We start from the raw sequence: 21,914 nt of genomic DNA on the forward strand, positions 1-21,914 counted from the left end.
TCTTCAGTGTCACTTATCAAGACTTAATTTTTTGAGTCCGTAGACTTTTAATTTTTCGTCTCGCAAGTGCCCACACAGATTGTCTGTTTCTTCTTTTTAAAGAGCTGACAGCTTTTTTACCTTATCAAGTTTTGTTGATTTAGTTTGCTGTCTCAAGGGTTGCGTATGTTACTCATTTCACTTGATGTCGTCAACCCTTATTTTGGTTTTTTTATTATTTTTGGGTTGAGTGGTCGCTTTTTATTCAAAACAAGGCGTTATAGTATAAATTTTATCTGATTTGCCACCTGTTTAGCTTTTTCTATCGCTTCGCTAATATTATTTGCCCTTGCTAATGCAACCCCCATTCTTCTTGCCCCTTTAACCTCAGGTTTACCAAATAGGCGTAGATCGGTTTGTTCAACGCTTAGTGCTTGGGCTAAATGAATATAAGAAACTTGATTTGAGTCACCTTCTACCATTAATACAGCAGATGCACTTGCCCCATATTGTTCAATCGTTGGAATAGGCAACCCTAAAATAGCTCTTACGTGTAACGAAAATTCGGATAGATTTTGTGAAATCAAAGTCACCATTCCTGTGTCATGAGGACGAGGTGAAATTTCACTAAACCATACTTGATCACCTTTTACAAATAACTCAACCCCAAATAATCCTCTACCACCTAAGGCTTCCGTTATTTTTGATGCAATCTCTTTTGCTAAGTTAAGTGCTTGGGGTGACATGTGTTGTGGTTGCCAAGATTCACGGTAATCACCATTTTCTTGTCGATGTCCAATCGGTTCACAATACGATACGCCATCAATATGTCTTACTGTTAATAAGGTAATTTCATAATCAAAATCGATAAAACCTTCAATGATAACTTTTCCACCGCCCGCTCGTCCGCCTTCTTGAGCATATCGCCAAGCTGATTCAAGATCATTATTGTTATGTATTAAAGATTGTCCTTTACCTGAAGAGCTCATAACGGGTTTAACCAAACAAGGAAAACCAATTTCATTAACAGCTTTTTCAAACTCTAAAAAATTTGTGGCAAAACGATAAGGAGAAGTCGGTAATTTTAATTTTTCAGCGGCTAAACGACGAATACCTTCGCGATTCATCGTTAATTGCGTCGCTTTTGCTGTAGGGATAACCGTAAAACCTTGTTCTTCTAACTCTACTAATGTATCTGTTGCAATGGCTTCAATTTCAGGCACGATATAATCTGGTTGTTCGCTTTCAATTACGCTTTTTAACTCACGACCGTTTAACATGTCGATAATATGATAGCGATGTGCAACTTGCATTGCAGGTGCGTTGGCATAACGATCAATGGCAATCACCTCGCAACCAAATCGTTGTAGTTCAATGGCAACTTCTTTAGCCAGCTCACCTGCACCACAAATTAAGACTTTCGTCGCCGTTGTTGATAATGGTGTTCCTATTCTAGACATTGTTTCCTCAACCACAATTATTTATTTGCTGAAATAAAAAATCGGGATAATTCCCGATTTTAATCAATTTATTATTATGCTTGGTAAGGATCACGTAAAATCATGGTTTCACTTCGATCAGGCCCCGTTGAAATAATATCAATTGGCGTCTCGGTTAATTCCTCTATCCTTTTAATATAAGTTTTTGCTGCTTGTGGTAAAGCATCATAGCTTTTTATACCAAAGGTTGATTCACTCCATCCAGGCATTGATTCATAGACGGGTTTAACTAAGCTCCACTCTTCAGCAGAAGCCGGTGCGTTTTTGATCACATCACCATTTGGTAATTGATATCCTACACAGATTTTAACTTCTTTTAATCCATCTAAAACATCAAGTTTAGTTAAACAAAATCCTGAAACCGAGTTTAGTTGTACTGCTTTTCTAACAGCGACAGCATCAAGCCATCCTGTACGGCGACGACGTCCAGTTGTTGCGCCAAATTCATTCCCTTGTTTACAAAGATACTCGCCAACATCATCGAAAAGTTCTGTTGGAAAAGGACCTGCGCCAACACGAGTAGAGTAAGCTTTTACAATTCCCAGTACATAACCAACATAACGAGGTCCAAAGCCTGAACCCGTTGCTACCCCACCTGCAGTAGTATTTGATGAAGTCACAAAAGGGTAAGTACCATGATCAATATCAAGTAATGTCCCTTGCGCACCTTCAAACATAATTCTTTCGCCTTTTTTGCGAGCTTCTTCTAACAGTGCAGGAATATCAGCTATCATCGCAATTAAAATATCAGCGATCGCTAATGTGTCATCTAGCACTTTTTGATAGTCAACCGCTTCTACTTTGTAATAGTTGACTAATTGGAAGTTGTGATATTCCATCACTTCTTTCAATTTTTCTGCAAACGCTTGACGATCACGTAAATCGCCTACACGAAGACCTCGACGAGCTACTTTATCTTCATATGCCGGACCAATCCCACGACCTGTTGTCCCAATCGCTTTACTACCACGGGCTTTTTCACGAGCTTGATCAAGAGCAATATGGTAAGGCAAAATCAAAGGACATGATTCAGAAATGAGTAATCTTTCTTTGACGGGTATGCCTTTATCCTCTAACTCTTTCATCTCTTTCATTAAAGCATCTGGACAAAGTACAACACCATTACCAATAATACTAATGACATCGTTACGTAATATTCCTGAAGGAATAAGATGCAATACCGTTTTTTCACCATTAATGACTAATGTATGTCCTGCATTGTGCCCACCTTGATAACGGACAACATATTTTGCTTTTTCTGTGAGTAAATCAACAACTTTACCTTTGCCTTCATCACCCCATTGTGTTCCTAACACAACAACATTATTACTCATAGATTTTTACTCATTCAGTTAATTATTAGATTTTAATTTCATATATTGAAAAAATTCACTATCTGGACTAATGACCATAATATCACTACCAGTGAAACTTTGTTCATAAGCTTTTAAACTTCGAATAAAACTAAAAAATTCTTTGTCTTTGCCAAAAGCATCCGCATAAAGCTTAGCAGCAATTGCATCGCCTTCACCACGAATTACTCGTGATTGGCGTTCTGCTTCTGAAAGTATTTCTGTTTCTTGCAATGTAGCTTTTGCTCTTGTTTCTTCAGCTTTTTTTACACCTTCAAAACGTTTATCTCGTGCAATAACTTCACGTTCTGCTCGCATTCTGGCATAGATTGAACCTGAAACCTCAGCAGGAAAATTAATTTGCTTGATTCGCACATCAATGACTTCGACACCAAACGCTCGTAAACTCGTTTTATTACCTTCGATATCTTTATGTACATCTGTTGAAGCATTTTCAGCTATTTCTTGAGCACCACCATTTAGTGCATCTTTTACGCGATTCATCAAAGAATTACGAGATTGTGTATCCGCATTAGAATCATTGATAATATCTTTATTACTTAATTTACCAATTTCAGCACGTAAACGACCATTCAGTCTTGCTAATAATAAGTCTTCGACATTATTACCACCGGCGACTGTTTCATAATAACGATTAAAATCAATAATTTTCCATTGCACAAAATAGTCAACAATTAACTCTTTCTTTTGCACATTGAAAAATCGTTGTTCTTTATTGTTATTAGAGCTATTAGTTGTTTGAATTTTAGCATCAATTACTTTGACCGTATCCATACCAGGGATTTTAAAATGTAACCCAGGCTCAGATAATCCAATGATTTTATTGAATCTTAAAACAACACCACGTGTACCTTCTTCAATAACATAAACGCTTGAAATATACACACCGATTAATATTAAAACTATAGGAATTAATAATTTTCGCATATTTTTCTCCTTAACGTCCCATAGTCCGCGTAGTATTTCTTACGCTATTTGAGTTATTGCTACTGTTATGGTCTTTTGGTAATTCAGATGCTGCTTGAGACTGATTTTTTATGGCATCTGAAGAAGACGTTTTAAAGTTATAATCACTGTTAGTATTTGATAATGTTGGTGGATTAGAATTTGTTATTCTTTTATTTTGAAATAACTTTTCCAATGGTAAAACCATAATGTTACCGCTTTTATCATTAACAATAACTTTGTTGGTTTTGGTTAATACCCTTTCCATAGTTTCAATATACAAACGTTCTTTGGTGATTTCAGGTGCTGCTTTATATTGCGGTAGAATTTTTTCGAAACGCGCAACATCACCCGCAGCTTCAAGTTCAATACGTACTTTGTAAGCATTAGCATCGGCTAGAATTCTCGCTGAACGACCTTCTGCTTGCTGCACTATCTGAACTTTATCGGCTTCAGCCTTTTTAATTTCACGCTCACTGTCACCTTGAGCTCGAATAGCATCATCATAAGCATCTTGCACTTCATCAGGTGGACGCGCTACTTGGAAGTTCAAGTCTACAATATTGATACCCATATCATAATGCGTAATCACATTAACTAATTCATCTTTAGTACTACTTTCAAGCACAGAACGCCCATCAGAAATGATTGCGTCTATATTTGAACTACCCACAGCGGTTCTAAGTGCACTGTCAGCCGCTTGTCGCAGACTATCTTCAACATTTGTGACATTGAATAAATATTTTAAAGGATTACTAATACGATATTGTACGTTCATTTCAACGAACACTAAGTTTTCACCTGTCGTGACGATAAATCCTTTTACATTGAAATTTTTAGTACCTTGAGTATCAACAGCATAAACTTTGTCTACTAATGGTATTCTCCAATTTAATCCTGGCTGAATAATTTCAGGTTGAACTTGACCAAAACGTGTAATCACACCTCGTTGACTTTGATTTATAGTATAAAAACCATTAAGCGCCCAAATAAAAATTAATACAACAATTACGATACCTATAATTTTAGAAGTATTCATCGGTAATTTCTTTCCTGAAGAACTACCATTGTTGTTACTCGAATGACCATTTTTGAGGATATCTTTGATTTTATTTAATAAACTAGCCGATGAACCAGAAGGTTTTCGGTTGTTATTTCCCCATGGATCGTTATCTTGTCCGTTATTGCCGGGCTGATTCCACGCCATATTTTATATGCTCCATTTAACAATTAGTTGTTATTTTGCGTATTAATTAAGTATAACAGATCTGGCTCTTGTTTACATAGGCGATTCCATTCGATTGATGGCATCCTTACATCTAAATGGAAACTACCATCTCCATTAATTACTTCATGTTCAACTGCATTTAGCTGATATAAACGGCTTCTTAGTTTTGCTAAATGAATTGGTAAGTTTAATTGGCAAACTTGAATTTGCCTAGCAAGTCTTTCTGTTAATGCCTTAAATAAGAGATCTAATCCTAAACCATTTTCAGCAGAAATCCAAACACGAATTGGCAAACCATCTTCATCACGATCAATACATGGTTGTTTGCCTTCGATTAAATCAATTTTGTTCATGACGATTAATGTTGGAATTTCATCAGCGTCTATTTCCAACAAAACCTCATCAACCGCTTGCATGTTATCTAAAAAGTTGGGATCAGCGGCATCAACAATGTGTAATAATAAGGCTGCTTCTTGAGTTTCAAGCAAGGTTGCTTTAAATGCAGCAATAAGATCATGCGGTAAATGGCGTATAAAACCAACCGTGTCAGCCAGCACGACTTCGCCTACATCATCAACAACTATTCGGCGTAAAGTTGGATCAAGTGTTGCAAATAACTGATCTGCAGCATAAACATCAGCATGAGTTAATGCATTAAATAGCGTTGATTTACCTGCATTAGTATAACCCACTAAAGATACAGTTGGAATATCAGCTTTATTTCGGGATTGTCTATTTTGGTTGCGTTGTTTTTCAACTTTAGCAAGTTTAGATAAGATTAATTGAATACGATGACGAATTAATCGTCTATCGGTTTCCAATTGCGTTTCGCCTGGGCCTCTTAACCCTATTCCCCCTTTTTGTCGCTCAAGATGAGTCCAGCCACGAACTAAACGCGTCGATAGATACTGTAATTGAGCTAACTCAACTTGTAATTTTCCTTCATGGGTTCTTGCGCGTTGTGCAAATATATCAAGAATTAGTCCTGTTCTATCGATAACACGACATTCACACAATTTTTCGAGATTTCGTTCTTGGGTAGGCGTTAGGGTATGATTGACTAAAATAACAGAGGCATCTAATTCTTTCACTTTTTCAGCAATTTCAATAGCTTTACCTTCACCAATAAAATATTTGGCTTGAGGCGCTTTTCTTGAAGTTGTCACGATATCGAGAATATCTATCTGAGCTGAAGAAACTAATATTTCAAACTCTTTAAGATCCTCAATATCGCTTTCTTTAGGAAAGAACACATGCACTAATAAGGCGGATTCACCACCTTTATATCGTTCAAACAATCGAACTCTCCACTGAAATTATCAGCTTTCAGTTTCCTCTTCAGGCTGAGATACCAATCCTGAAATAGGTCTTGATGGTACGACTGTTGAAATAGCATGTTTGTAAACCATTTGGCTTACCGTATTCTTTAATAAAATAACAAATTGATCGAATGATTCAATTTGACCTTGTAATTTGATCCCGTTAACTAAATAAATTGAGACAGGAATATGCTCGCGACGAAGCAAATTTAAATAAGGATCTTGTAATGACTGCCCTTTTGACATGAGTTTATCCTTTATAGATGAAATAATAATGAAGATAAAATAATTGTAAACGCAAAAAATAATAGTATTTAATGCGACATAAGATACTTCTGTATTATCAAAATAACATAAAAAGCATCGCTATAAAACTAACGAAAAGCGATTAATGCACAAATAACTAAAATTTTAATGTATTTAAACTAAAAAATACAAAAATTATACCGAATCTTGACAATTATCCAAAAATTTTTAAGAAAATGCAATTTTCTATTCTAACTTAAAAGCTTAAAAAAAGAAAATTAAAACAATTTACATCATTATATTTTTAGAAAAATTGAATCCATATTATCACCGTTTAACCATGTGATTGGTTGTTTCCATCCTCTAAGCCAAGTAATCTGTCTTTTCGCTAATTGCCGTGTGGCGCAAATCCCTTTAAATACCATTTCATCATAACTTATTTCACCACTTAAATATTCCCACATTTGACGATAACCGACACAACGTATAGAGGGTAAATTAGTATGTAAATCTGCTCGTTCCATTAATCGTTTAACTTCGTCTTCAAATCCTAACTCCAGCATCTGTAAAAAACGTTGTTCAATACGTTGATGCAACTCAGCTCTATCTTTTGGCATGATAGCAAATTGCATAATATCGTAAGGTAATAGTTCACCACTATGTTGTGTCAATTCAGTTAAACTTTTTCCAGAAATTAAATAAACTTCTAAAGCACGATTAAGACGCTGTGGATCATTAGGATGAATTCTATTAGCCGAAACGGGATCAACTTTTTTTAACTCTTCATGAATCGATTGCCAACCATATTTATTGGCTTTTTCCTCAATTTGCTGACGTATTTCACTATTCGCTGCTGGCAGAGGTGAAAGTCCCTCAATTAAAGCTTTAAAATAGAGCATTGTTCCCCCCACCAATAGTGGAATTCGACCATTTTTTAATGATTTTTCAATTTCCAAAATAGCATCATGCCGAAAATTCGCAGCAGAATAACTTTCAGAGGGATCACAAATATCAATCAATTTATGAGGATATTTTTGTTGTTCAGATAAAGTAGGTTTTGCCGTACCGATATCCATACCACGATAAATCAATGCTGAATCCACGCTAATTATATCGATAGGATAACGATCATAAAGCGCCATAGCAAAAGCTGTCTTACCTGATGCAGTCGGCCCCATTAATGAAATAATTTTTGGTTTACTCATGATAAAATTGATTGCATAAAAGTTTGAATATCAATAGGGTATAAAAATGTTTCTTGTTCTAATAACTTAATATCTACCTGTTCTAATTGAGCTAGCAATTGAATTACGTTAGCGACACTCCAACTGACCAAACTATTATCTTCACATTTAATAGCTAACCAACTGGCAATTTGAGTAGGATCGATAGTTGTATTTTCATCTGCAGATAAAAAAGTAATTAAAGCAGGTAGTAACTGTTGCCAATTTGTCGTACGTAACATTTTAGGAACATTTTGCAAATGTAATTTAGCTTTTTCAAAACTAAACTCAAAACCTAAAAAAGTTAATTGTGCCTTATAGTGAGTAAGAACTTGCTCTTCTTTGCGATTAATTAAAATTGTTAATGGAATCAGTAGTTTTTCAGATTCTTGCGATAACAATTTAATCGCATTCACTTTTTGCTTTGCAACTGGCAGCTTCATTAACATTAATTTTTGCTCGCTGTCTTCATATTTTTCAAGTAATGCAATATCGGGTTGAATAACAGTTAAAACTCGACCAAATTGCACTAACGATGAACTATCAAACTGATGATGTAGTGATGACTGTAATGGCGTTGTTCGTTTCGGAAATAAAGTTTCAATCACCGCTTTTTGTGGTTCAGTAATGTGATGTTCCTGTGGTAAATCAATCTGTTGTTTTTGATTTAGATTTAGATTTTGTTTGTTTTGCTGGTCATCAATATTAACAAGTTGTCCATACAGTGCATTATTTTCTTTTACATTATTGGTTATCTTTTGTGGAAATGGCTTATTCGTAGAATAAGATGTCTGGTTATTTTGTCGATTGAAAATATTATCACCCGCCGCTTGTCTATTCGGTGTAATTGATATTTTAGTTTGATTATCCTCTAAAGGTAATGTTGATTCAACTGACGACTCCAGTGCCATAACAATAGCTTGATAAACAAAATCATGAACAAGTCTAGCCTCATGAAAACGAACTTCATGTTTAGCTGGATGAACATTCACATCAACTTGCTTTGGATCAAGTTTTAAAAATACAACATAACTTTGTTGTTCGTTTGTTCGGCTAATATAAGCTTGCCGTAGAGCATGATTGAGTAATTTATCTTTTATTACACGCCCGTTAACATAAAAATATTGTAGATCGCTAACTTCATTACTTGCAACCCATCCTTGAATCAATAAATCATCATGTTGCCAATCTAACTTTACTGCTTTTTGCATAAAAGCACGACCGCATACGAGTTCAACACGTTTTTCTAACTCAGATGCACGATATTGTTTAACTAATTTACCATTATGTTGCAAGTTAAATGTCACATCAGGACGCGCCAACGCAATACGTCTGATAAACTCTTCAATATGCATAAATTCCGTTTTTTCGGTTTTCAAAAAACGACGTCTAGCGGGGGTATTATAAAATAGATCTAACACTTCAACCGTTGAACCTACTGGATGTGCAGCAGGTTTAATAGTTGGAGACATATCTCGACCTTCAGCATAAACTTGCCAGGCTTCAGATTGTTCCGCAGTTCGAGAAGTTAGCGTTAATCGGGAAACTGAGCTGATACTAGCAAGTGCTTCTCCTCTAAATCCCAGACTTATTATCGCCTCCAAGTCGTCTAATGTATTAATTTTGCTGGTTGCATGACGAGCTAATGCTAAAGCTAATTCTTCCTTATTAATTCCACAGCCATTATCTCGAATACGAATTAATTTACATCCGCCCTGCTCTAAATCAATATCAATTTGCGTACTACCAGCATCTAAACTATTTTCAATTAATTCTTTAATAACTGATGCCGGACGCTCTACCACTTCACCAGCTGCAATTTGATTTGCTAACTGAGGTGATAGAATATGAATAGCCATTAATGTCTTTCTCCAAACTTAGGATTTTGTTTTACATAATTTTTTATGCCTTGATAGATTGCTTTGGCAATTTTATCTTGATGCGCACTACTACCAATTAATTTTTCTTCCCCTATATTTGAGATAAAACCAACTTCAACTAAAATAGATGGTATATCTGGGGATCGCAATACACCTAAACTTGCATGTTCAGGTTTATTTTTATGCAATTTGATCGTACCCTTCATTGCTTTTAAGACTTGAGTTGCTAGCTCATAGCCTACACGCTGTGAATAAGAAAATTGCAAATCAAGTACCGCTTGACTTAAATGAGCATCATGACCATCACTTAATGCATCGCCTGCACCACCTAATAACTGTGACTGTTTTTCCTCTTGCTCAATCCAACGACCAAGTTCAGTATCAGCTCGCTTAGTTGATAAAACCCAAATTGAAGCACCAGTTGCACTACGGTTAGGAGCAGCATCGGCATGAATGGATATAAGTAAATTGGCTTTACTATTACGCGCAATCTCTGAACGTTTGGATACCGAAATAAAATTATCACTGGTTCGAGTTAATACACCTTTAAATTTTGGATCGTTATTGAGTAACGCAGTCAGTTTTTTAGCAATAGAAAGGGTTACTGTCTTTTCATATAATTTATTTTTACCTATCGCACCTGAATCTTTGCCACCATGTCCTGCATCAACGGCAATCACCACTTTAGCAGCATAAGCAGAACTGCAAAGCAACAATAACATCATAAAAGTAAGAAGTTTTTTCATCATGTATCCGCTAAGTGTATTTGATTAATAATAGCTTGACCTTTTTCTGTTTTTGCCAACAAAGTCGCTGTACGTTCAAGTTTCAAATAGCTTAAATGAACTTCAATATCCGCAATTGGCAAAATACCTTGGGCTTGTTGTGGCCACTCTATTAAAGAAATGGATCGCGAAGCAAAATATTCACGAATCCCCATAAACTCAAGTTCTTCTGGATCATAAAGCCTATATAAGTCGAAATGATAAACTGAAAAATCATCAAATTGATAAGATTCCACTAAGGTATAGGTTGGGCTTTTTACATTACCAACATGCCCTAATTGTTGTAAAAAACCTCGACTAAATGTTGTTTTTCCAGCCCCTAGCTCACCAATTAAATAAATAACTATTGTACTATTATTGTTCAATAAATAACTTAAACACTGCTTTGCTAATTGCTTACCAAAGAAGATAGTTTGTTGTTCGTCGGCTAAAATAATAGGTTTCATAACGGATATTTTGCTTAATAAATAGTTGTTATTATATACTAATAACAACTAAAGAGGTACTAACCAAAATTAACTCAATTTTTGATTAAATTTTAACTTTAATATTATGTCTTGACATAATAAGTGAAAAAACATGCTACACACAATTTCAACAGATAACCAATCAATAATCGATCCTCAATTTATTTCTGCCCAAGATGCGGTCTTATTTTGGCAAAATGGCGTATTTATTGCGTTACAAAATACCCCTATTCTTAATGCTATTTTAGAAAAAACTCAACATTGTTATATCTTAGATAATGATATTACAGCGCGTGGACTTGATCCGTTTATTGATAAAAGATTGCATATCATTAATCTGCAACAGATGGTTGAATTGACCGCTAAACATTTTCCTCAAATGAATTGGTAATAAATTAATAACTCTGTTAAATTTGATTTTTTACTTCCCGTATCAACAATATTTCAAAATTGACTGAGCCAATTTGCAATTCAATACACCTCGGTTTAATATGATTTTCATATCATATAATTCTGTATCCAACTAGAAATGGTAAATTTATTATCAATAAAAGAAATCGATGACTTACTAAAAAAAGGCGAAGTTGTAGCTTATCCAACTGAATCTGTTTTTGGATTGGGTTGCGATCCTGATTGTCAAACTGCAGTAATGAAACTGCTTGATTTAAAGCGCCGTCCTATTGAAAAAGGTTTAATTCTCATTGCCAGTCATTATGATCAACTTATCCCTTACATCGATGAGTCAGCATTGACCTATCAACAAAAACAGTTAGCTTTAGCAAGTTGGCCAGGTGCGGTTACTTGGATTTTTCCTAAAAATAAAAATACCCCACAGTTTTTAACCGGTCAATTTGATTCAATTGCAGTACGTGTTACTGATCATCCATTGGTATGTACATTATGCGACCTATTTGGTAAGCCCTTAGTTTCAACAAGCGCTAATCTTTCAAATTATCCGCCTTGTTTTACCGCAAACGAAGTTGCATTACAATTTGGTGAACAGTTTCCCATATTACAAGGTGAAACTGGACACAGGGCTTCACCTTCTGAAATTAGGGATATAAAAACGGGTCAAATCATACGACAAGGTTAGTATTATGCACAATTTATATATTGGAATTATGTCAGGTACCAGCATGGATGGGGTAGATATTGCATTAGTTGATATTACTGCAGGAAAAGTTAAATCAATAGCCAGCGAATGTTATTCTATGCCAGAAGACATTAAACAACAATTACTAACCCTTTGTGAAACCAAACAGACTTCATTACAAGATTTAGGTGAACTGGATCACCAGTTAGGCTTACTTTATGCCCATCATGTGAATCAATTCTTAACACACCATAAAATAGAGCGTAATAAAATTAATGCAATTGGTTGTCATGGACAAACTATTTACCATTCACCATTTGGTGCAAACCCTTTTACGATGCAAATTGGCGATGCCAATATCATTGCCGCCCTAACAGGCATTACTACCGTCGCTGACTTTAGACGAAAAGATATTGCTTATGGTGGACAAGGCGCACCTTTAGTACCTGCTTTTCATAAATCACAACTTGAAAATCCGTCAATTAATCGTGTGATATTAAATATTGGTGGAATAAGTAATATCACGGTACTTATTCCTCATCAAACCGTCATCGGTTACGATACCGGACCGGGTAATGTATTGCTTGACGGTTGGATAAATGCTTGTCTTGGTAAAAATTATGATAACGATGCTAAATGGGCAAAAACAGGAAAGAATGATACCAAACTTCTCAATAAGTTATTAAATGAAGATTATTTTCAATTACCCGCCCCTAAAAGCACAGGACGAGAACTGTTTAACCTATCTTGGTTACGTCAAAAATTGACAGGTATCACATTAAAATCTGAGGATATTCAAGCAACACTGGTTGAATTGACTGCATTATCTATCGCGCAAGAAATAACAAAATTATCCATCAACACAGAATTACCATGTGAACTTTTAGTGTGTGGTGGAGGCGCAAAAAACCCTCTTATTATGCAAAGGCTATCTGTGTTATTGCCCAATTGGGATGTGTTAACTACCAGCGAAAAAGGAATAAACAGTGATGATATGGAAGCAATAGCATTCGCTTGGCTTGCTTATTGTCGACTTAATAATATTCCGTCGAATATTCCAGAAGTGACCGGTGCAAACCAAGCTGTATCTTTAGGGGTGATTTATCAATAATAACATTTAAATCAAACCAAATTTTTTTAAGGCTTTTGCAATCCCATCATTATCATTGGAATCAGTGACAAATTCAGCTTGTTCTTTTAATTTGTCTACAGCATTAGCCATTGCTATCGGGTGATTAACGGTCGTAAACATCTCAAAATCATTCATCCCATCACCAAATGCGTAGGTAGGCACATCAGTAAATCCTTTTTTTTGCAATAACTGATTAATACCATTGCCTTTGGAACCACCATGATTAAAAACATCAACACAATAAGGTGTGTTACGTATAAATGTTAATTCCGGAAAAACATCACGATAAACAGATTCACCTTCTTCGCACAGCAATAACATCATTTGAATAGGTTCTTTTAGATAAAGCAGATCATCAACAGGGGGAATAGGTTGTTTAAGATAGTGATAAAACGTTTTTGCTGCTTTAGTACACTCAGAAATACGCATTGTTTCATCATTATAAAAAGCTAAAGGAATATTCATTTGCTGTTTTGAAAACTGATACATTCTGGCGATTAAATCTTTATCGATATTATTCGTAAAAACTTTCTCGCCTTTATATAGAACAATTTGCCCATTCATACCGATAATAGAATCAATCGACAATTTTTTCATTAAATCGGTCACTTCACAAGGTGTACGACCTGTTGCAAGCATTGGAATAATATTATTTTGCTTTAGCTTTCTTATTGCCTCAACTGAACTTGCTAAAACCTCTATTTGACTATTAAATAAAGTCCCATCTAAATCAAAAAAAACGATAGCTTCAGGCTTGTTACTCATATTACAAATCCAAAATATTTTTAATAAAAGGAATCGTTAACTTACGTTGTTCCGCTAATGTTGCTACTTCAAACTTTTCTAACAAAGAAAACAGGGTACGCATATCACGATGGACACGCTTTAATAAAAATAATCCAACTTCAGTCGATAATTCAAAACCACTTAATTGTGCTCGTAGTTGTAACGCCTTTAGCTTATCATCATCACTCAGTTCTTTTAATTGATAAACTTGCCCCCAACTGAGTCGTGAAACCAGATCAGGTAATATAAAAGAAACCTGTTTAGGTGGAGCACTGGCAGTAATCAATAATTTACTAATATTTTTTTCAGTGAGACGGTTAAATAAATCAAAAATAGCTTCTTCCCAATTCCGATTGCCTGCAATAGCATCAATATCATCTAAACAAACTAAATCATAATTATCCAATCCTTGTAAGATTTCGGGAACAAGGTGAAAATACTGTTTTAAAGGAATATAACTAGCCAGTTTGTTTTGACTTGATGCATGCAATAGGTGAGTACGACCAGCAGCGCTTGCCGACCACATATAAAATACATTGAAACCTTGCTTAACCAATAAAGTTTGCAAAGAATCAAGTAGTAATTGATTATCACCTATATAAAAACTTTCAAAAGTTTCACTGTTTGGTAATGAAAAAGGCAACGGTAATTGTGAAAGAGTAATAAAGTAACCTCACACTAAAAAATTAATCTAGTTAAGTATAAATTTGCTTTTGTAAAAATAAAAGAATTTTATAAAAAAGGAACAATTTTAAAAAATAAAAAAATGTTATCCAAAAATCCCTCAGCATATTTTATCAGTAAACTATTAAAAAACGGTCAATAAAAAGACCAAAAAACAAGCAATCAAAATATATTTTTGTGGATAACTCTGTGTTAAAAGAAAGTAATAAGCTGTGATAAGGCTATTAATAACCTAAAAGATAAAACCAATTGTGGATAACTAAGGTAATTATCAACAAGTTTAGATCGACAAAGATCCGATCAATTAACAACGTTGCACGATCAATAAGATCCTATAAAATAATCACTATATCGAGTTATCAACAGAAAGGATCCACATTAGTAGTAATAAAAATAAAAAGATCACATAAAAGATCTTATTTAATTTAAATGGCGATCAAATTAGATCATTTGACGTATTCAAAAAGATGAGTAAAATCGCTAACGCTAATTTAGATCAAAACAACATTTCTGAAATAACGATCATCTATATAGAAATTAACAACGAGGCTTTATATGTTTTATCCGGATCTTTTTGATGTCATTATTGTCGGCGGTGGTCATGCTGGCACAGAAGCTGCCATGGCATCAGCAAGAATGGGCCGCAAAACACTACTTTTAACCCATAATATCAATACATTAGGACAAATGTCATGCAATCCTGCTATAGGTGGTATTGGTAAAGGTCACTTGGTAAAAGAAATCGATGCCATGGGCGGTTTAATGGCTCACGCTATTGATCTTGCAGGGATCCAATTTAGGATCCTTAATAGCAGCAAAGGGCCTGCTGTTAGGGCAACACGTGCACAAGCAGATCGATCGCTTTATCGAAAGGTGATCAGAACAACACTTGAAAACCAAGAAAACTTGATGCTCTTTCAACAATCCGTAGAAGATGTGATCATTGAGAACGATCAGATCACTGGAGTTAAAACGCAAATGGGCGTTTCTTTTAAAGCTAAAGCCGTCGTTTTAACTGCAGGAACCTTTCTAAATGGAAAAATCCATATTGGTTTAGATAATTACAGTGGAGGAAGAACAGGCGATCCTGCTTCAATTGGACTATCTAAATCATTACATCAATACCCATTTAGAATGGGACGATTAAAAACAGGTACACCACCGCGTATTGATGCCCGAACAATTGATTTTTCTAAATTAGGTACACAATATGGTGATGATCCTGTTCCGGTATTTTCGTTTTTAGGTAATGCTAATCAGCACCCAAAACAGATCCCATGTTATATAACAAGCACAAACGAAACGACACATGAGATCATTCGTAATAGCTTAGATCGAAGTCCAATGTACACAGGGGTGATTGAAGGCGTAGGGCCAAGATATTGTCCTTCAATTGAAGACAAAATTATGCGTTTTTCAGATCGTAATTCACATCAGATCTATTTAGAGCCAGAAGGATTAGATAGTAACGAAATATACCCAAATGGGATCTCAACCAGTTTACCATTTGATACACAACTTGCTTTTGTACGTAGTATGAAAGGTCTTGAAAAGGCTAATATCATCAGACCTGGGTATGCGATCGAATATGATTATTTTGATCCTCGTGATCTCAAACCTACACTTGAAAGTAAAGTGATCAAAGGACTATTTTTAGCCGGACAAATTAATGGAACAACAGGGTATGAAGAGGCAGCTGCTCAAGGCATGTTAGCAGGTTTAAATGCTGCACGATTCGTTTATGATCAAGATCAATGGTATCCAACGCGTGATCAAGCTTATTTAGGTGTACTGGTTGATGATCTTTGTACGTTAGGCACCAATGAACCTTACCGAATGTTTACTTCTCGTGCTGAATATCGTTTGATGTTACGTGAAGATAATGCTGATATTCGCTTAACTGAAATTGGTCGTAAGCTAGGCATGGTTGATGATTATCGTTGGCAAAAATTTAACGAAAAATTTGAAGCGATAGAACAAGAAAGAGCGCGTTTACGTGATATATGGGTGCATCCACATATTGAAACTATTGATGAAGTGAATGCCGTTTTAAGTGCTAATTTAACCAAAGAAGCAAATGGTGAAGAGTTACTTAAACGCCCTGAAATGAGCTATAACACATTGAAATCATTATCACTATTTGCGCCTGGATTAACTGATCCTAGTGCTGCAGAACAAGTTGAAATTCAAGTTAAATATGATGGATATATCAAACTTCAAATTGAAGAAATCGAACGCCAAAAACGTAACGAAGAAACATTAATTCCTGATCATATTGATTATGCTGAAATTTCTGGATTATCAAACGAAGTTGTCGCTAAATTGAAACAACATAAACCAGTATCGATCGGGCAAGCTTCACGTATTTCAGGCATAACACCGGCGGCAATATCAATGTTATTAGTTTATTTAAAAAAGAAGAATTATGTTAAAAAAGAAACTCACTAATCTGATTGATCAAACAGATCTTTTGATCACAGATCAGCAAATTGATCTGCTTATTGAGTATGTTGAAATGCTGAATAAGTGGAATAAGGCCTATAATTTAACTGCTGTGCGTGATCCCAATGAAATGTTAATAAAACACATTATGGATAGTTTAGTGGTATCGCCCTATTTAGTGGGCGAACATTTTATTGATGTTGGAACAGGACCTGGGTTACCTGGTATTCCATTAGCGATCATCAATCCTGATAAACAATTTGATTTGGTTGATAGTTTAGGAAAACGTATCCGCTTTTTAAAACAGGTAAAATTTGAATTAAAACTGAATAATATTAATCCGGTGCAAAGCCGCATAGAGGACTATACTGAACAAAAGTTTGATGGTGTCATTAGCCGAGCGTTTGCTTCATTACAAGATATGCTCACTTGGTGTCAGCATCTACCCAATCAACAGGGATCGTTTTATGCTTTAAAAGGTAGTGAACAAGATCCTATCCCTGAAGGGTTTGAACTTAAACAGAATATTAAACTGACTATTCCACAATTAAATGCGGATAGATGTTTAACGATTATTACTAAAGTTTAATTGACGATAATTTTAATTCTTACCTGAAAAAGAAATATTAATTTTTACGCTTTTTCAGGTAATCTTTAATACCACTAACAATCGCTTTTGAAACTTGATTCTGGAAAGAAGCGGTTTTTAATTTTTTTTCTTCGTTAATATTACTAATAAAAGCGGTTTCGACTAAAACAGAAGGAATATCAGGGGCTTTCAAAACAGCAAAACCTGCTTTTTCAAGTGAAGGTTTATGTAAACTATTGACGCCTTTTAGTCGATTTAATATAGCATTACCTAATAATACCCCGTTGCTAATAGTTGTTTTTTGGACTAAATCTAAAATAGTATTATCTAAATATTTATCACCACTGCGACTCACACCACCTATTTGATCGGCATTATTTTGTGTTTGAGCCAAATAATTTGCTGCTGAACTTGTCGCCCCACGGGTGGATAATGAAAATACAGAAGATCCTCTAACTGATCGACTAGTAAATGCATCTGCATGGATAGAAATAAAAAGATCGGCATGTAAAGATCGCGCTTTAGCCACTCGCACTTTCAATGGAATAAACACATCTTCATTACGGGTCATATAGACTTTAACATTCGGCTCTTTTTTCAATAAATTAAAAGTTCTGCGTGCAATTTGTAAAACAATATCCTTTTCTCTGGTTTTGTTATAGCCAATCGCACCCGGATCTTCACCGCCATGACCGGGATCGAGCATCACAATAATCGGGCTATTTTTCTTTTTATTAATGGGTGGTTTGATCTCAGCTTGCTGTTGGTTTAGATCGCCTTTTGTATATTCTTCTAACAGTGCTAATAAAGGATCATCATCCGTTATTGAAGATTGCTTTGAAGGGTAAAGATCGATGACTAAACGGTTTTTAAATTCGGCTACAGGGGGTAACGTAAAAGTATTGGGGTCTATTCCTTGCTTAGCTTCGATCATGATTCTGACCGTTTTAGCATCCAGCTGGGTAACTTGAATTGATTTGATGTAAGGATCGTGACTTAATACTTTCGATGAAATACTTTTTAAAACAGGATTAGAATTGATATTATCAATATCGATCACTAATCGATCAGGGTTAAATAATGCAGCACTTTTATATTTAAGCTTACTATTGGATTCTAACGTAATTCGTGTGTAAGTAGAGGAAGGCCAAATACGAACAGCGACCACTTGTGCCATTGCTGAAGCAAGACCAACACGAGTGACAGACAATAAACAAGTCGCAAGAATACCTTTAACTAAAAGGCGCTTTGTTGGACTGAATGTTTTTGACATATCTAGGCACTTTCTAATGTTGAACAAGATAAGAGCGGATAATATCATAAAAAAGTGTTTTGTTGTCAAAGGAACAAGTATTTTTATGATGTTCTATGTTATTTGATGGAAAGTTAAGTAATCATAATAAAATTATAAAAATATTAAAATTATGAGAAACAATATCAAGTTGATATGAATTAGCTGAATCATAAAAGTATGAATATTAATAGAGTATTCATGATTCATTTCAAAAAATCAGCATTACAAATAAGTATGGAATAACTGATTAATTGAATATTTCTAATGAGTATATTTTGATAGTTATTTTAATTAATGGATAAATTATTTCAAACAGAAGTATGCATTAGATTATCAATTTTAGTCATATTTACTTCCTAAACACTTCTCTCAAATGCCATTCAACAAACCGATCATGTAAATGATCTTCCTTCGATCTAGGTCGCTTAATATCTTTTCCTTCAAAATCCCAAAATAGTCTCTCGACAATTTGATTACCGTTAATACCATTTGATATTTTAATTTTTAAACTACTATCAAGCCCAATTACTCCCATATCAAAAGCCGAATGATGTAATGAACAAAGCGCTAAACCATTATTGATAACACAAGGACCGCCATGCTGTTTCCATTTTACATGAGCTGCTTCAAGACCAATGGATACTGAATCATACCTTAAATCAAAACCACAAATTGCACATTGGTAATTGTAAGCTCGTAAGACTAACTGTCTGAACTTTGGATCTCGTTGGCGATTAAAATTTATAAAACTAAAATCAAGTCGATTGATTAAATTTTCTTGCACACTTTCAGGAAAATGCTGACTTAAAATCTGTTCTGCTATTTGATCGATAGCTGATGGATTTTTTATTAGACATTGATAGGATGGTTCATCAAATCCCCCATAAACTTGTGATAAGGCTAGCTGTTTACTGGTTGGTTCTTTACTTGGATTATTGATATTTATGCAATTTTCGATATTGGTTAATTGCCAGAATCCATCATTTTTCAATCGCCAAAAAGGCATATTAGGATAGTAATGTGTACGTCGAGGACTAAAACGCATCAAGAGATCAAGCAATGGTTCCTCAATTTCAGTTTTATAATTAAATAAACGTGTATGACTTTGTTTATATTTTGATAAGACATACAGAAGTAATAAAGGTTTATGTGGTGCTCGTTGTTCGCCTTTTTTCCAAATGGTGATATCAATGATTTTTTTCTGTAATTGTTTGCAATCCATTATTTTTGATAAATTAATGTAAAGATAAAGATTGGACATTATTATAAAAATAAAATTATTTTTGTGATCTAGTTCACAAAAATATGAAACATACTGTAAAAAATTAGTTTATTACAGAACAAATGAGAATATTTACTTCCAAATCGTATTTGATAAAAAGCCAGCAATAGCTAGTTTTATGTGAGGAAGGTATATTTTCTATTATTATTCACCTTATCGGACCAGATTTATACGTACTTAATAAAGTTATAGAACCTTATCGTGAACTGTTTGACGTAAAAATTATTGATAATAAATTACAACCGGAAGTGCCTTTATTTGATCCTTATGAAACTCCATTTTCAGTCAATGATCTAATTATTGAAGTTAGTATTGACTGGCTTAAGCATATATGGGATTTGTCAGAGGGATGCATAACTGCATATGCAATTGGAGAAGAATGCTCTAAATTTTAGGGATTTATCCCCATAGGAGAGTAAATAAGAATTCAAATATAAAATTGAAAAGGCAGGTGTAATTAGTTTTAAAAGATTGTATGTTATCTTTTTATATTCATTACACCTATCTAGCTTTTCATAAATGCACTTTAATTACTGTTTATATTATTATTCTTGATATTCAGCATAATCATCTAATACGTTATCAGTCATCCGATCTAAGTGTTTTTGTTTACTAAGCTCTTTTAGGCTACTGTATGAAATATAACTACAGCTTTCAGATAAAGGACCTTTTTCGAGTAAAGAGAATACTGGTCGTCGGATTTCTTGAAAGACTTTTTCTTGTCGGTTATCGGGCGCAACGATATGTAAATTAATATTCATATTCGGTTGTAATGCTAATAAGTCAGCCATACGTAATAAACCTGAATAAACAGATGTAGTATGCTCTACTTCAAAAGCTCGAACAATTGAGCGACCTTTTAGCCAAATTACGTCAATTTGTTCAATGGTACTTAATGTTGTTTCATCGTAATTAAGCGGTAATTTATCTAATAAAACTTCAGTGTTATTTTTCCATTCTTTTAAAACTCGACTTCGATCTGCTTTTGGCAGCCAAACTTTAAGCCCCATACAAGCCCCGATTTGAGCAATTAGAGCTTGCATTTTAATCGATTCGCGGACTTCAGTAGTTTGAGTTTGTTCATTCTCCACTAAAGATTCATCATTTTCTGGGATAGAAACTTCAATTACTTTATCTTCACGATTAACAGTATGAATTTTTAGTTTTTTCTTATCAATTTCATCTAAAAGATAGGGTATGGCAATATTTGACTGTTTTAATAATGTGCTTGCTAGTAACTTACCATCTTTATCATTAAGTTTATTTAAACTGGTTCTTAATAGCCCTGTCCAAGCACTGCTTTTTTTATTATGTGATTTTGTAAAAGTAAGTTTTTGCCAAAGTTCATCAATATGAATAGGAATTGTTTCAGCCAACGGTAACCAAACTTTAGTACAGACATGAAAACGAACTGTAAAAGGATCATCTTCATCTAAAAAAATGGGTGTAGAATCGTGAAAAGGACCATCAATAATTTCAAGTAAACCACACCAACGAGATAATCGTGTTATATAGCAAATTAAAATATCTCCAGGCTTAAGCTTTTTAGCGAGCCCTTCTTGCCGAATACGAAAACCGGATATTGATTTATCGGAATGCGTGAAAGCATGATAGGTTTCAGGGGAAAATATATTAGTATAATAAGTCATAAATTATCTATGTTTAGTA

The 21,914-nt window shown here is 34.5% G+C and carries 20 protein-coding genes and 1 pseudogene; 6 read left to right on the forward strand and 15 right to left on the reverse strand.

Annotated elements, in window-relative coordinates; translation table 11 throughout:
• Positions 1-257: 257 nt before the first annotated feature.
• From purT to tsaE, 10 genes and pseudogenes are all read right to left on the reverse strand, one after another.
• Positions 258-1,439, reverse strand: a complete 1,182-nt coding sequence (gene purT / locus ACKJXD_RS10710; protein WP_430876277.1) for a formate-dependent phosphoribosylglycinamide formyltransferase — start codon at positions 1,437-1,439, stop codon at positions 258-260.
• Between the two features lie 74 nt (positions 1,440-1,513).
• Complete coding sequence (locus ACKJXD_RS10715) at positions 1,514-2,812, reverse strand: adenylosuccinate synthase (RefSeq protein WP_220216210.1); 1,299 nt, start codon at positions 2,810-2,812, stop codon at positions 1,514-1,516.
• 18 nt (positions 2,813-2,830) lie between these two features.
• Entirely contained in the window at positions 2,831-3,778 is a 948-nt protein-coding gene (gene hflC, locus ACKJXD_RS10720) for a protease modulator HflC (RefSeq protein WP_430876278.1), read from the reverse strand.
• Between the two features lie 10 nt (positions 3,779-3,788).
• On the reverse strand, positions 3,789-5,003 hold the full coding sequence (gene hflK, locus ACKJXD_RS10725) for an FtsH protease activity modulator HflK (RefSeq protein WP_430876279.1): 1,215 nt from the start codon (positions 5,001-5,003) through the stop codon (positions 3,789-3,791).
• A gap of 23 nt (positions 5,004-5,026) precedes the next feature.
• Complete coding sequence (hflX, locus tag ACKJXD_RS10730; RefSeq protein WP_220216207.1) at positions 5,027-6,322, reverse strand: ribosome rescue GTPase HflX; 1,296 nt, start codon at positions 6,320-6,322, stop codon at positions 5,027-5,029.
• A 21-nt stretch (positions 6,323-6,343) separates the two neighbouring features.
• A complete protein-coding gene (hfq, locus tag ACKJXD_RS10735) occupies positions 6,344-6,589 on the reverse strand; it encodes an RNA chaperone Hfq (protein ID WP_220216206.1) in 246 nt (81 codons plus the stop codon).
• Between the two features lie 296 nt (positions 6,590-6,885).
• Positions 6,886-7,794 (reverse strand): tRNA (adenosine(37)-N6)-dimethylallyltransferase MiaA, encoded by a 909-nt coding sequence (gene miaA, locus ACKJXD_RS10740; RefSeq protein WP_294826833.1) that lies wholly within the window; start codon positions 7,792-7,794, stop codon positions 6,886-6,888.
• Positions 7,791-9,671, reverse strand: a complete 1,881-nt coding sequence (gene mutL / locus ACKJXD_RS10745) for a DNA mismatch repair endonuclease MutL (protein ID WP_430876280.1) — start codon at positions 9,669-9,671, stop codon at positions 7,791-7,793. Before mutL ends, miaA begins: the two co-directional genes overlap by 4 nt.
• A gap of 20 nt (positions 9,672-9,691) precedes the next feature.
• Positions 9,692-10,396, reverse strand: a pseudogene (locus ACKJXD_RS10750) (N-acetylmuramoyl-L-alanine amidase); the annotation flags it as partial.
• 41 nt (positions 10,397-10,437) lie between these two features.
• The gene (gene tsaE, locus ACKJXD_RS10755; protein ID WP_430876281.1) at positions 10,438-10,923 is read right to left on the reverse strand and encodes a tRNA (adenosine(37)-N6)-threonylcarbamoyltransferase complex ATPase subunit type 1 TsaE; all 486 of its coding nucleotides are present in this window, start codon (positions 10,921-10,923) and stop codon (positions 10,438-10,440) included.
• Between the two features lie 133 nt (positions 10,924-11,056).
• Here tsaE and tusB point away from each other — a divergent pair, with 133 nt between their 5' ends.
• The 3 genes from tusB (at position 11,057) to ACKJXD_RS10770 (ending at position 13,148) form a co-directional block, all read left to right on the forward strand.
• Positions 11,057-11,335 carry a sulfurtransferase complex subunit TusB gene (gene tusB / locus ACKJXD_RS10760; protein ID WP_430876282.1) on the forward strand — a complete coding sequence of 93 codons (279 nt, stop codon included), beginning with the start codon at positions 11,057-11,059 and terminating at the stop codon, positions 11,333-11,335.
• A gap of 138 nt (positions 11,336-11,473) precedes the next feature.
• A complete protein-coding gene (locus tag ACKJXD_RS10765) occupies positions 11,474-12,037 on the forward strand; it encodes a Sua5/YciO/YrdC/YwlC family protein (RefSeq protein ID WP_294826817.1) in 564 nt (187 codons plus the stop codon).
• 4 nt (positions 12,038-12,041) lie between these two features.
• The gene (locus ACKJXD_RS10770; protein WP_430876283.1) at positions 12,042-13,148 is read left to right on the forward strand and encodes an anhydro-N-acetylmuramic acid kinase; all 1,107 of its coding nucleotides are present in this window, start codon (positions 12,042-12,044) and stop codon (positions 13,146-13,148) included.
• Positions 13,149-13,154: 6 nt separating this feature from the next.
• Here the strand turns inward: ACKJXD_RS10770 and ACKJXD_RS10775 are convergent, their stop codons facing one another.
• Both ACKJXD_RS10775 and hda read right to left on the reverse strand, forming a co-directional pair.
• Complete coding sequence (locus tag ACKJXD_RS10775) at positions 13,155-13,934, reverse strand: Cof-type HAD-IIB family hydrolase (protein ID WP_430876284.1); 780 nt, start codon at positions 13,932-13,934, stop codon at positions 13,155-13,157.
• Position 13,935: 1 nt separating this feature from the next.
• The gene (hda, locus tag ACKJXD_RS10780; RefSeq protein ID WP_220217257.1) at positions 13,936-14,619 is read right to left on the reverse strand and encodes a DnaA inactivator Hda; all 684 of its coding nucleotides are present in this window, start codon (positions 14,617-14,619) and stop codon (positions 13,936-13,938) included.
• Positions 14,620-15,194: 575 nt separating this feature from the next.
• Between hda and mnmG the strand changes: the two genes are divergently transcribed.
• Both mnmG and rsmG read left to right on the forward strand, forming a co-directional pair.
• Entirely contained in the window at positions 15,195-17,087 is a 1,893-nt protein-coding gene (mnmG, locus tag ACKJXD_RS10785) for a tRNA uridine-5-carboxymethylaminomethyl(34) synthesis enzyme MnmG (protein ID WP_294826807.1), read from the forward strand.
• The gene (gene rsmG, locus ACKJXD_RS10790) at positions 17,065-17,670 is read left to right on the forward strand and encodes a 16S rRNA (guanine(527)-N(7))-methyltransferase RsmG (RefSeq protein ID WP_430876285.1); all 606 of its coding nucleotides are present in this window, start codon (positions 17,065-17,067) and stop codon (positions 17,668-17,670) included. Before mnmG ends, rsmG begins: the two co-directional genes overlap by 23 nt.
• Positions 17,671-17,707: 37 nt before the next feature.
• Here rsmG and ACKJXD_RS10795 read toward each other — a convergent pair whose 3' ends face one another.
• Together ACKJXD_RS10795 and ACKJXD_RS10800 are read right to left on the reverse strand one after the other, a co-directional pair.
• Positions 17,708-18,943 carry an N-acetylmuramoyl-L-alanine amidase gene (locus ACKJXD_RS10795; RefSeq protein WP_430876286.1) on the reverse strand — a complete coding sequence of 412 codons (1,236 nt, stop codon included), beginning with the start codon at positions 18,941-18,943 and terminating at the stop codon, positions 17,708-17,710.
• Between the two features lie 370 nt (positions 18,944-19,313).
• Positions 19,314-20,186: a phosphorothioated DNA-binding restriction endonuclease gene (locus ACKJXD_RS10800; protein ID WP_430876287.1), complete on the reverse strand. Its 873-nt coding sequence runs from the start codon at positions 20,184-20,186 to the stop codon at positions 19,314-19,316.
• A gap of 191 nt (positions 20,187-20,377) precedes the next feature.
• Here ACKJXD_RS10800 and ACKJXD_RS10805 point away from each other — a divergent pair, with 191 nt between their 5' ends.
• The gene (locus tag ACKJXD_RS10805) at positions 20,378-20,641 is read left to right on the forward strand and encodes a DUF6389 family protein (RefSeq protein ID WP_430876299.1); all 264 of its coding nucleotides are present in this window, start codon (positions 20,378-20,380) and stop codon (positions 20,639-20,641) included.
• Between the two features lie 150 nt (positions 20,642-20,791).
• On the opposite strand, the gene ACKJXD_RS10810 is transcribed toward ACKJXD_RS10805, so the two are convergent.
• Entirely contained in the window at positions 20,792-21,895 is a 1,104-nt protein-coding gene (locus ACKJXD_RS10810) for a hypothetical protein (protein ID WP_430876288.1), read from the reverse strand.
• Positions 21,896-21,914: the final 19 nt, after the last annotated feature.

The sequence above is a fragment of the Gilliamella sp. G0441 genome (assembly GCF_050589305.1).
Classification (GTDB): Bacteria; Pseudomonadota; Gammaproteobacteria; order Enterobacterales; family Orbaceae; genus Gilliamella.

What these genes read in the sequence shown, in the direction of transcription:
- purT (WP_430876277.1), bottom strand. Translation starts at nt 1,439, where the DNA reads ATGTCTAGAATAGGAACACCATTATCAACAACGGCGACGAAAGTCTTA.
- ACKJXD_RS10715 (WP_220216210.1), bottom strand. Translation starts at nt 2,812, where the DNA reads ATGAGTAATAATGTTGTTGTGTTAGGAACACAATGGGGTGATGAAGGC.
- hflC (WP_430876278.1), bottom strand. Translation starts at nt 3,778, where the DNA reads ATGCGAAAATTATTAATTCCTATAGTTTTAATATTAATCGGTGTGTAT.
- hflK (WP_430876279.1), bottom strand. Translation starts at nt 5,003, where the DNA reads ATGGCGTGGAATCAGCCCGGCAATAACGGACAAGATAACGATCCATGG.
- hfq (WP_220216206.1), bottom strand. Translation starts at nt 6,589, where the DNA reads ATGTCAAAAGGGCAGTCATTACAAGATCCTTATTTAAATTTGCTTCGT.
- miaA (WP_294826833.1), bottom strand. Translation starts at nt 7,794, where the DNA reads ATGAGTAAACCAAAAATTATTTCATTAATGGGGCCGACTGCATCAGGT.
- mutL (WP_430876280.1), bottom strand. Translation starts at nt 9,671, where the DNA reads ATGGCTATTCATATTCTATCACCTCAGTTAGCAAATCAAATTGCAGCT.
- tsaE (WP_430876281.1), bottom strand. Translation starts at nt 10,923, where the DNA reads ATGAAACCTATTATTTTAGCCGACGAACAACAAACTATCTTCTTTGGT.
- tusB (WP_430876282.1), top strand. Translation starts at nt 11,057, where the DNA reads ATGCTACACACAATTTCAACAGATAACCAATCAATAATCGATCCTCAA.
- ACKJXD_RS10765 (WP_294826817.1), top strand. Translation starts at nt 11,474, where the DNA reads ATGGTAAATTTATTATCAATAAAAGAAATCGATGACTTACTAAAAAAA.
- ACKJXD_RS10770 (WP_430876283.1), top strand. Translation starts at nt 12,042, where the DNA reads ATGCACAATTTATATATTGGAATTATGTCAGGTACCAGCATGGATGGG.
- ACKJXD_RS10775 (WP_430876284.1), bottom strand. Translation starts at nt 13,934, where the DNA reads ATGAGTAACAAGCCTGAAGCTATCGTTTTTTTTGATTTAGATGGGACT.
- mnmG (WP_294826807.1), top strand. Translation starts at nt 15,195, where the DNA reads ATGTTTTATCCGGATCTTTTTGATGTCATTATTGTCGGCGGTGGTCAT.
- rsmG (WP_430876285.1), top strand. Translation starts at nt 17,065, where the DNA reads ATGTTAAAAAAGAAACTCACTAATCTGATTGATCAAACAGATCTTTTG.
- ACKJXD_RS10795 (WP_430876286.1), bottom strand. Translation starts at nt 18,943, where the DNA reads ATGTCAAAAACATTCAGTCCAACAAAGCGCCTTTTAGTTAAAGGTATT.
- ACKJXD_RS10800 (WP_430876287.1), bottom strand. Translation starts at nt 20,186, where the DNA reads ATGGATTGCAAACAATTACAGAAAAAAATCATTGATATCACCATTTGG.
- ACKJXD_RS10810 (WP_430876288.1), bottom strand. Translation starts at nt 21,895, where the DNA reads ATGACTTATTATACTAATATATTTTCCCCTGAAACCTATCATGCTTTC.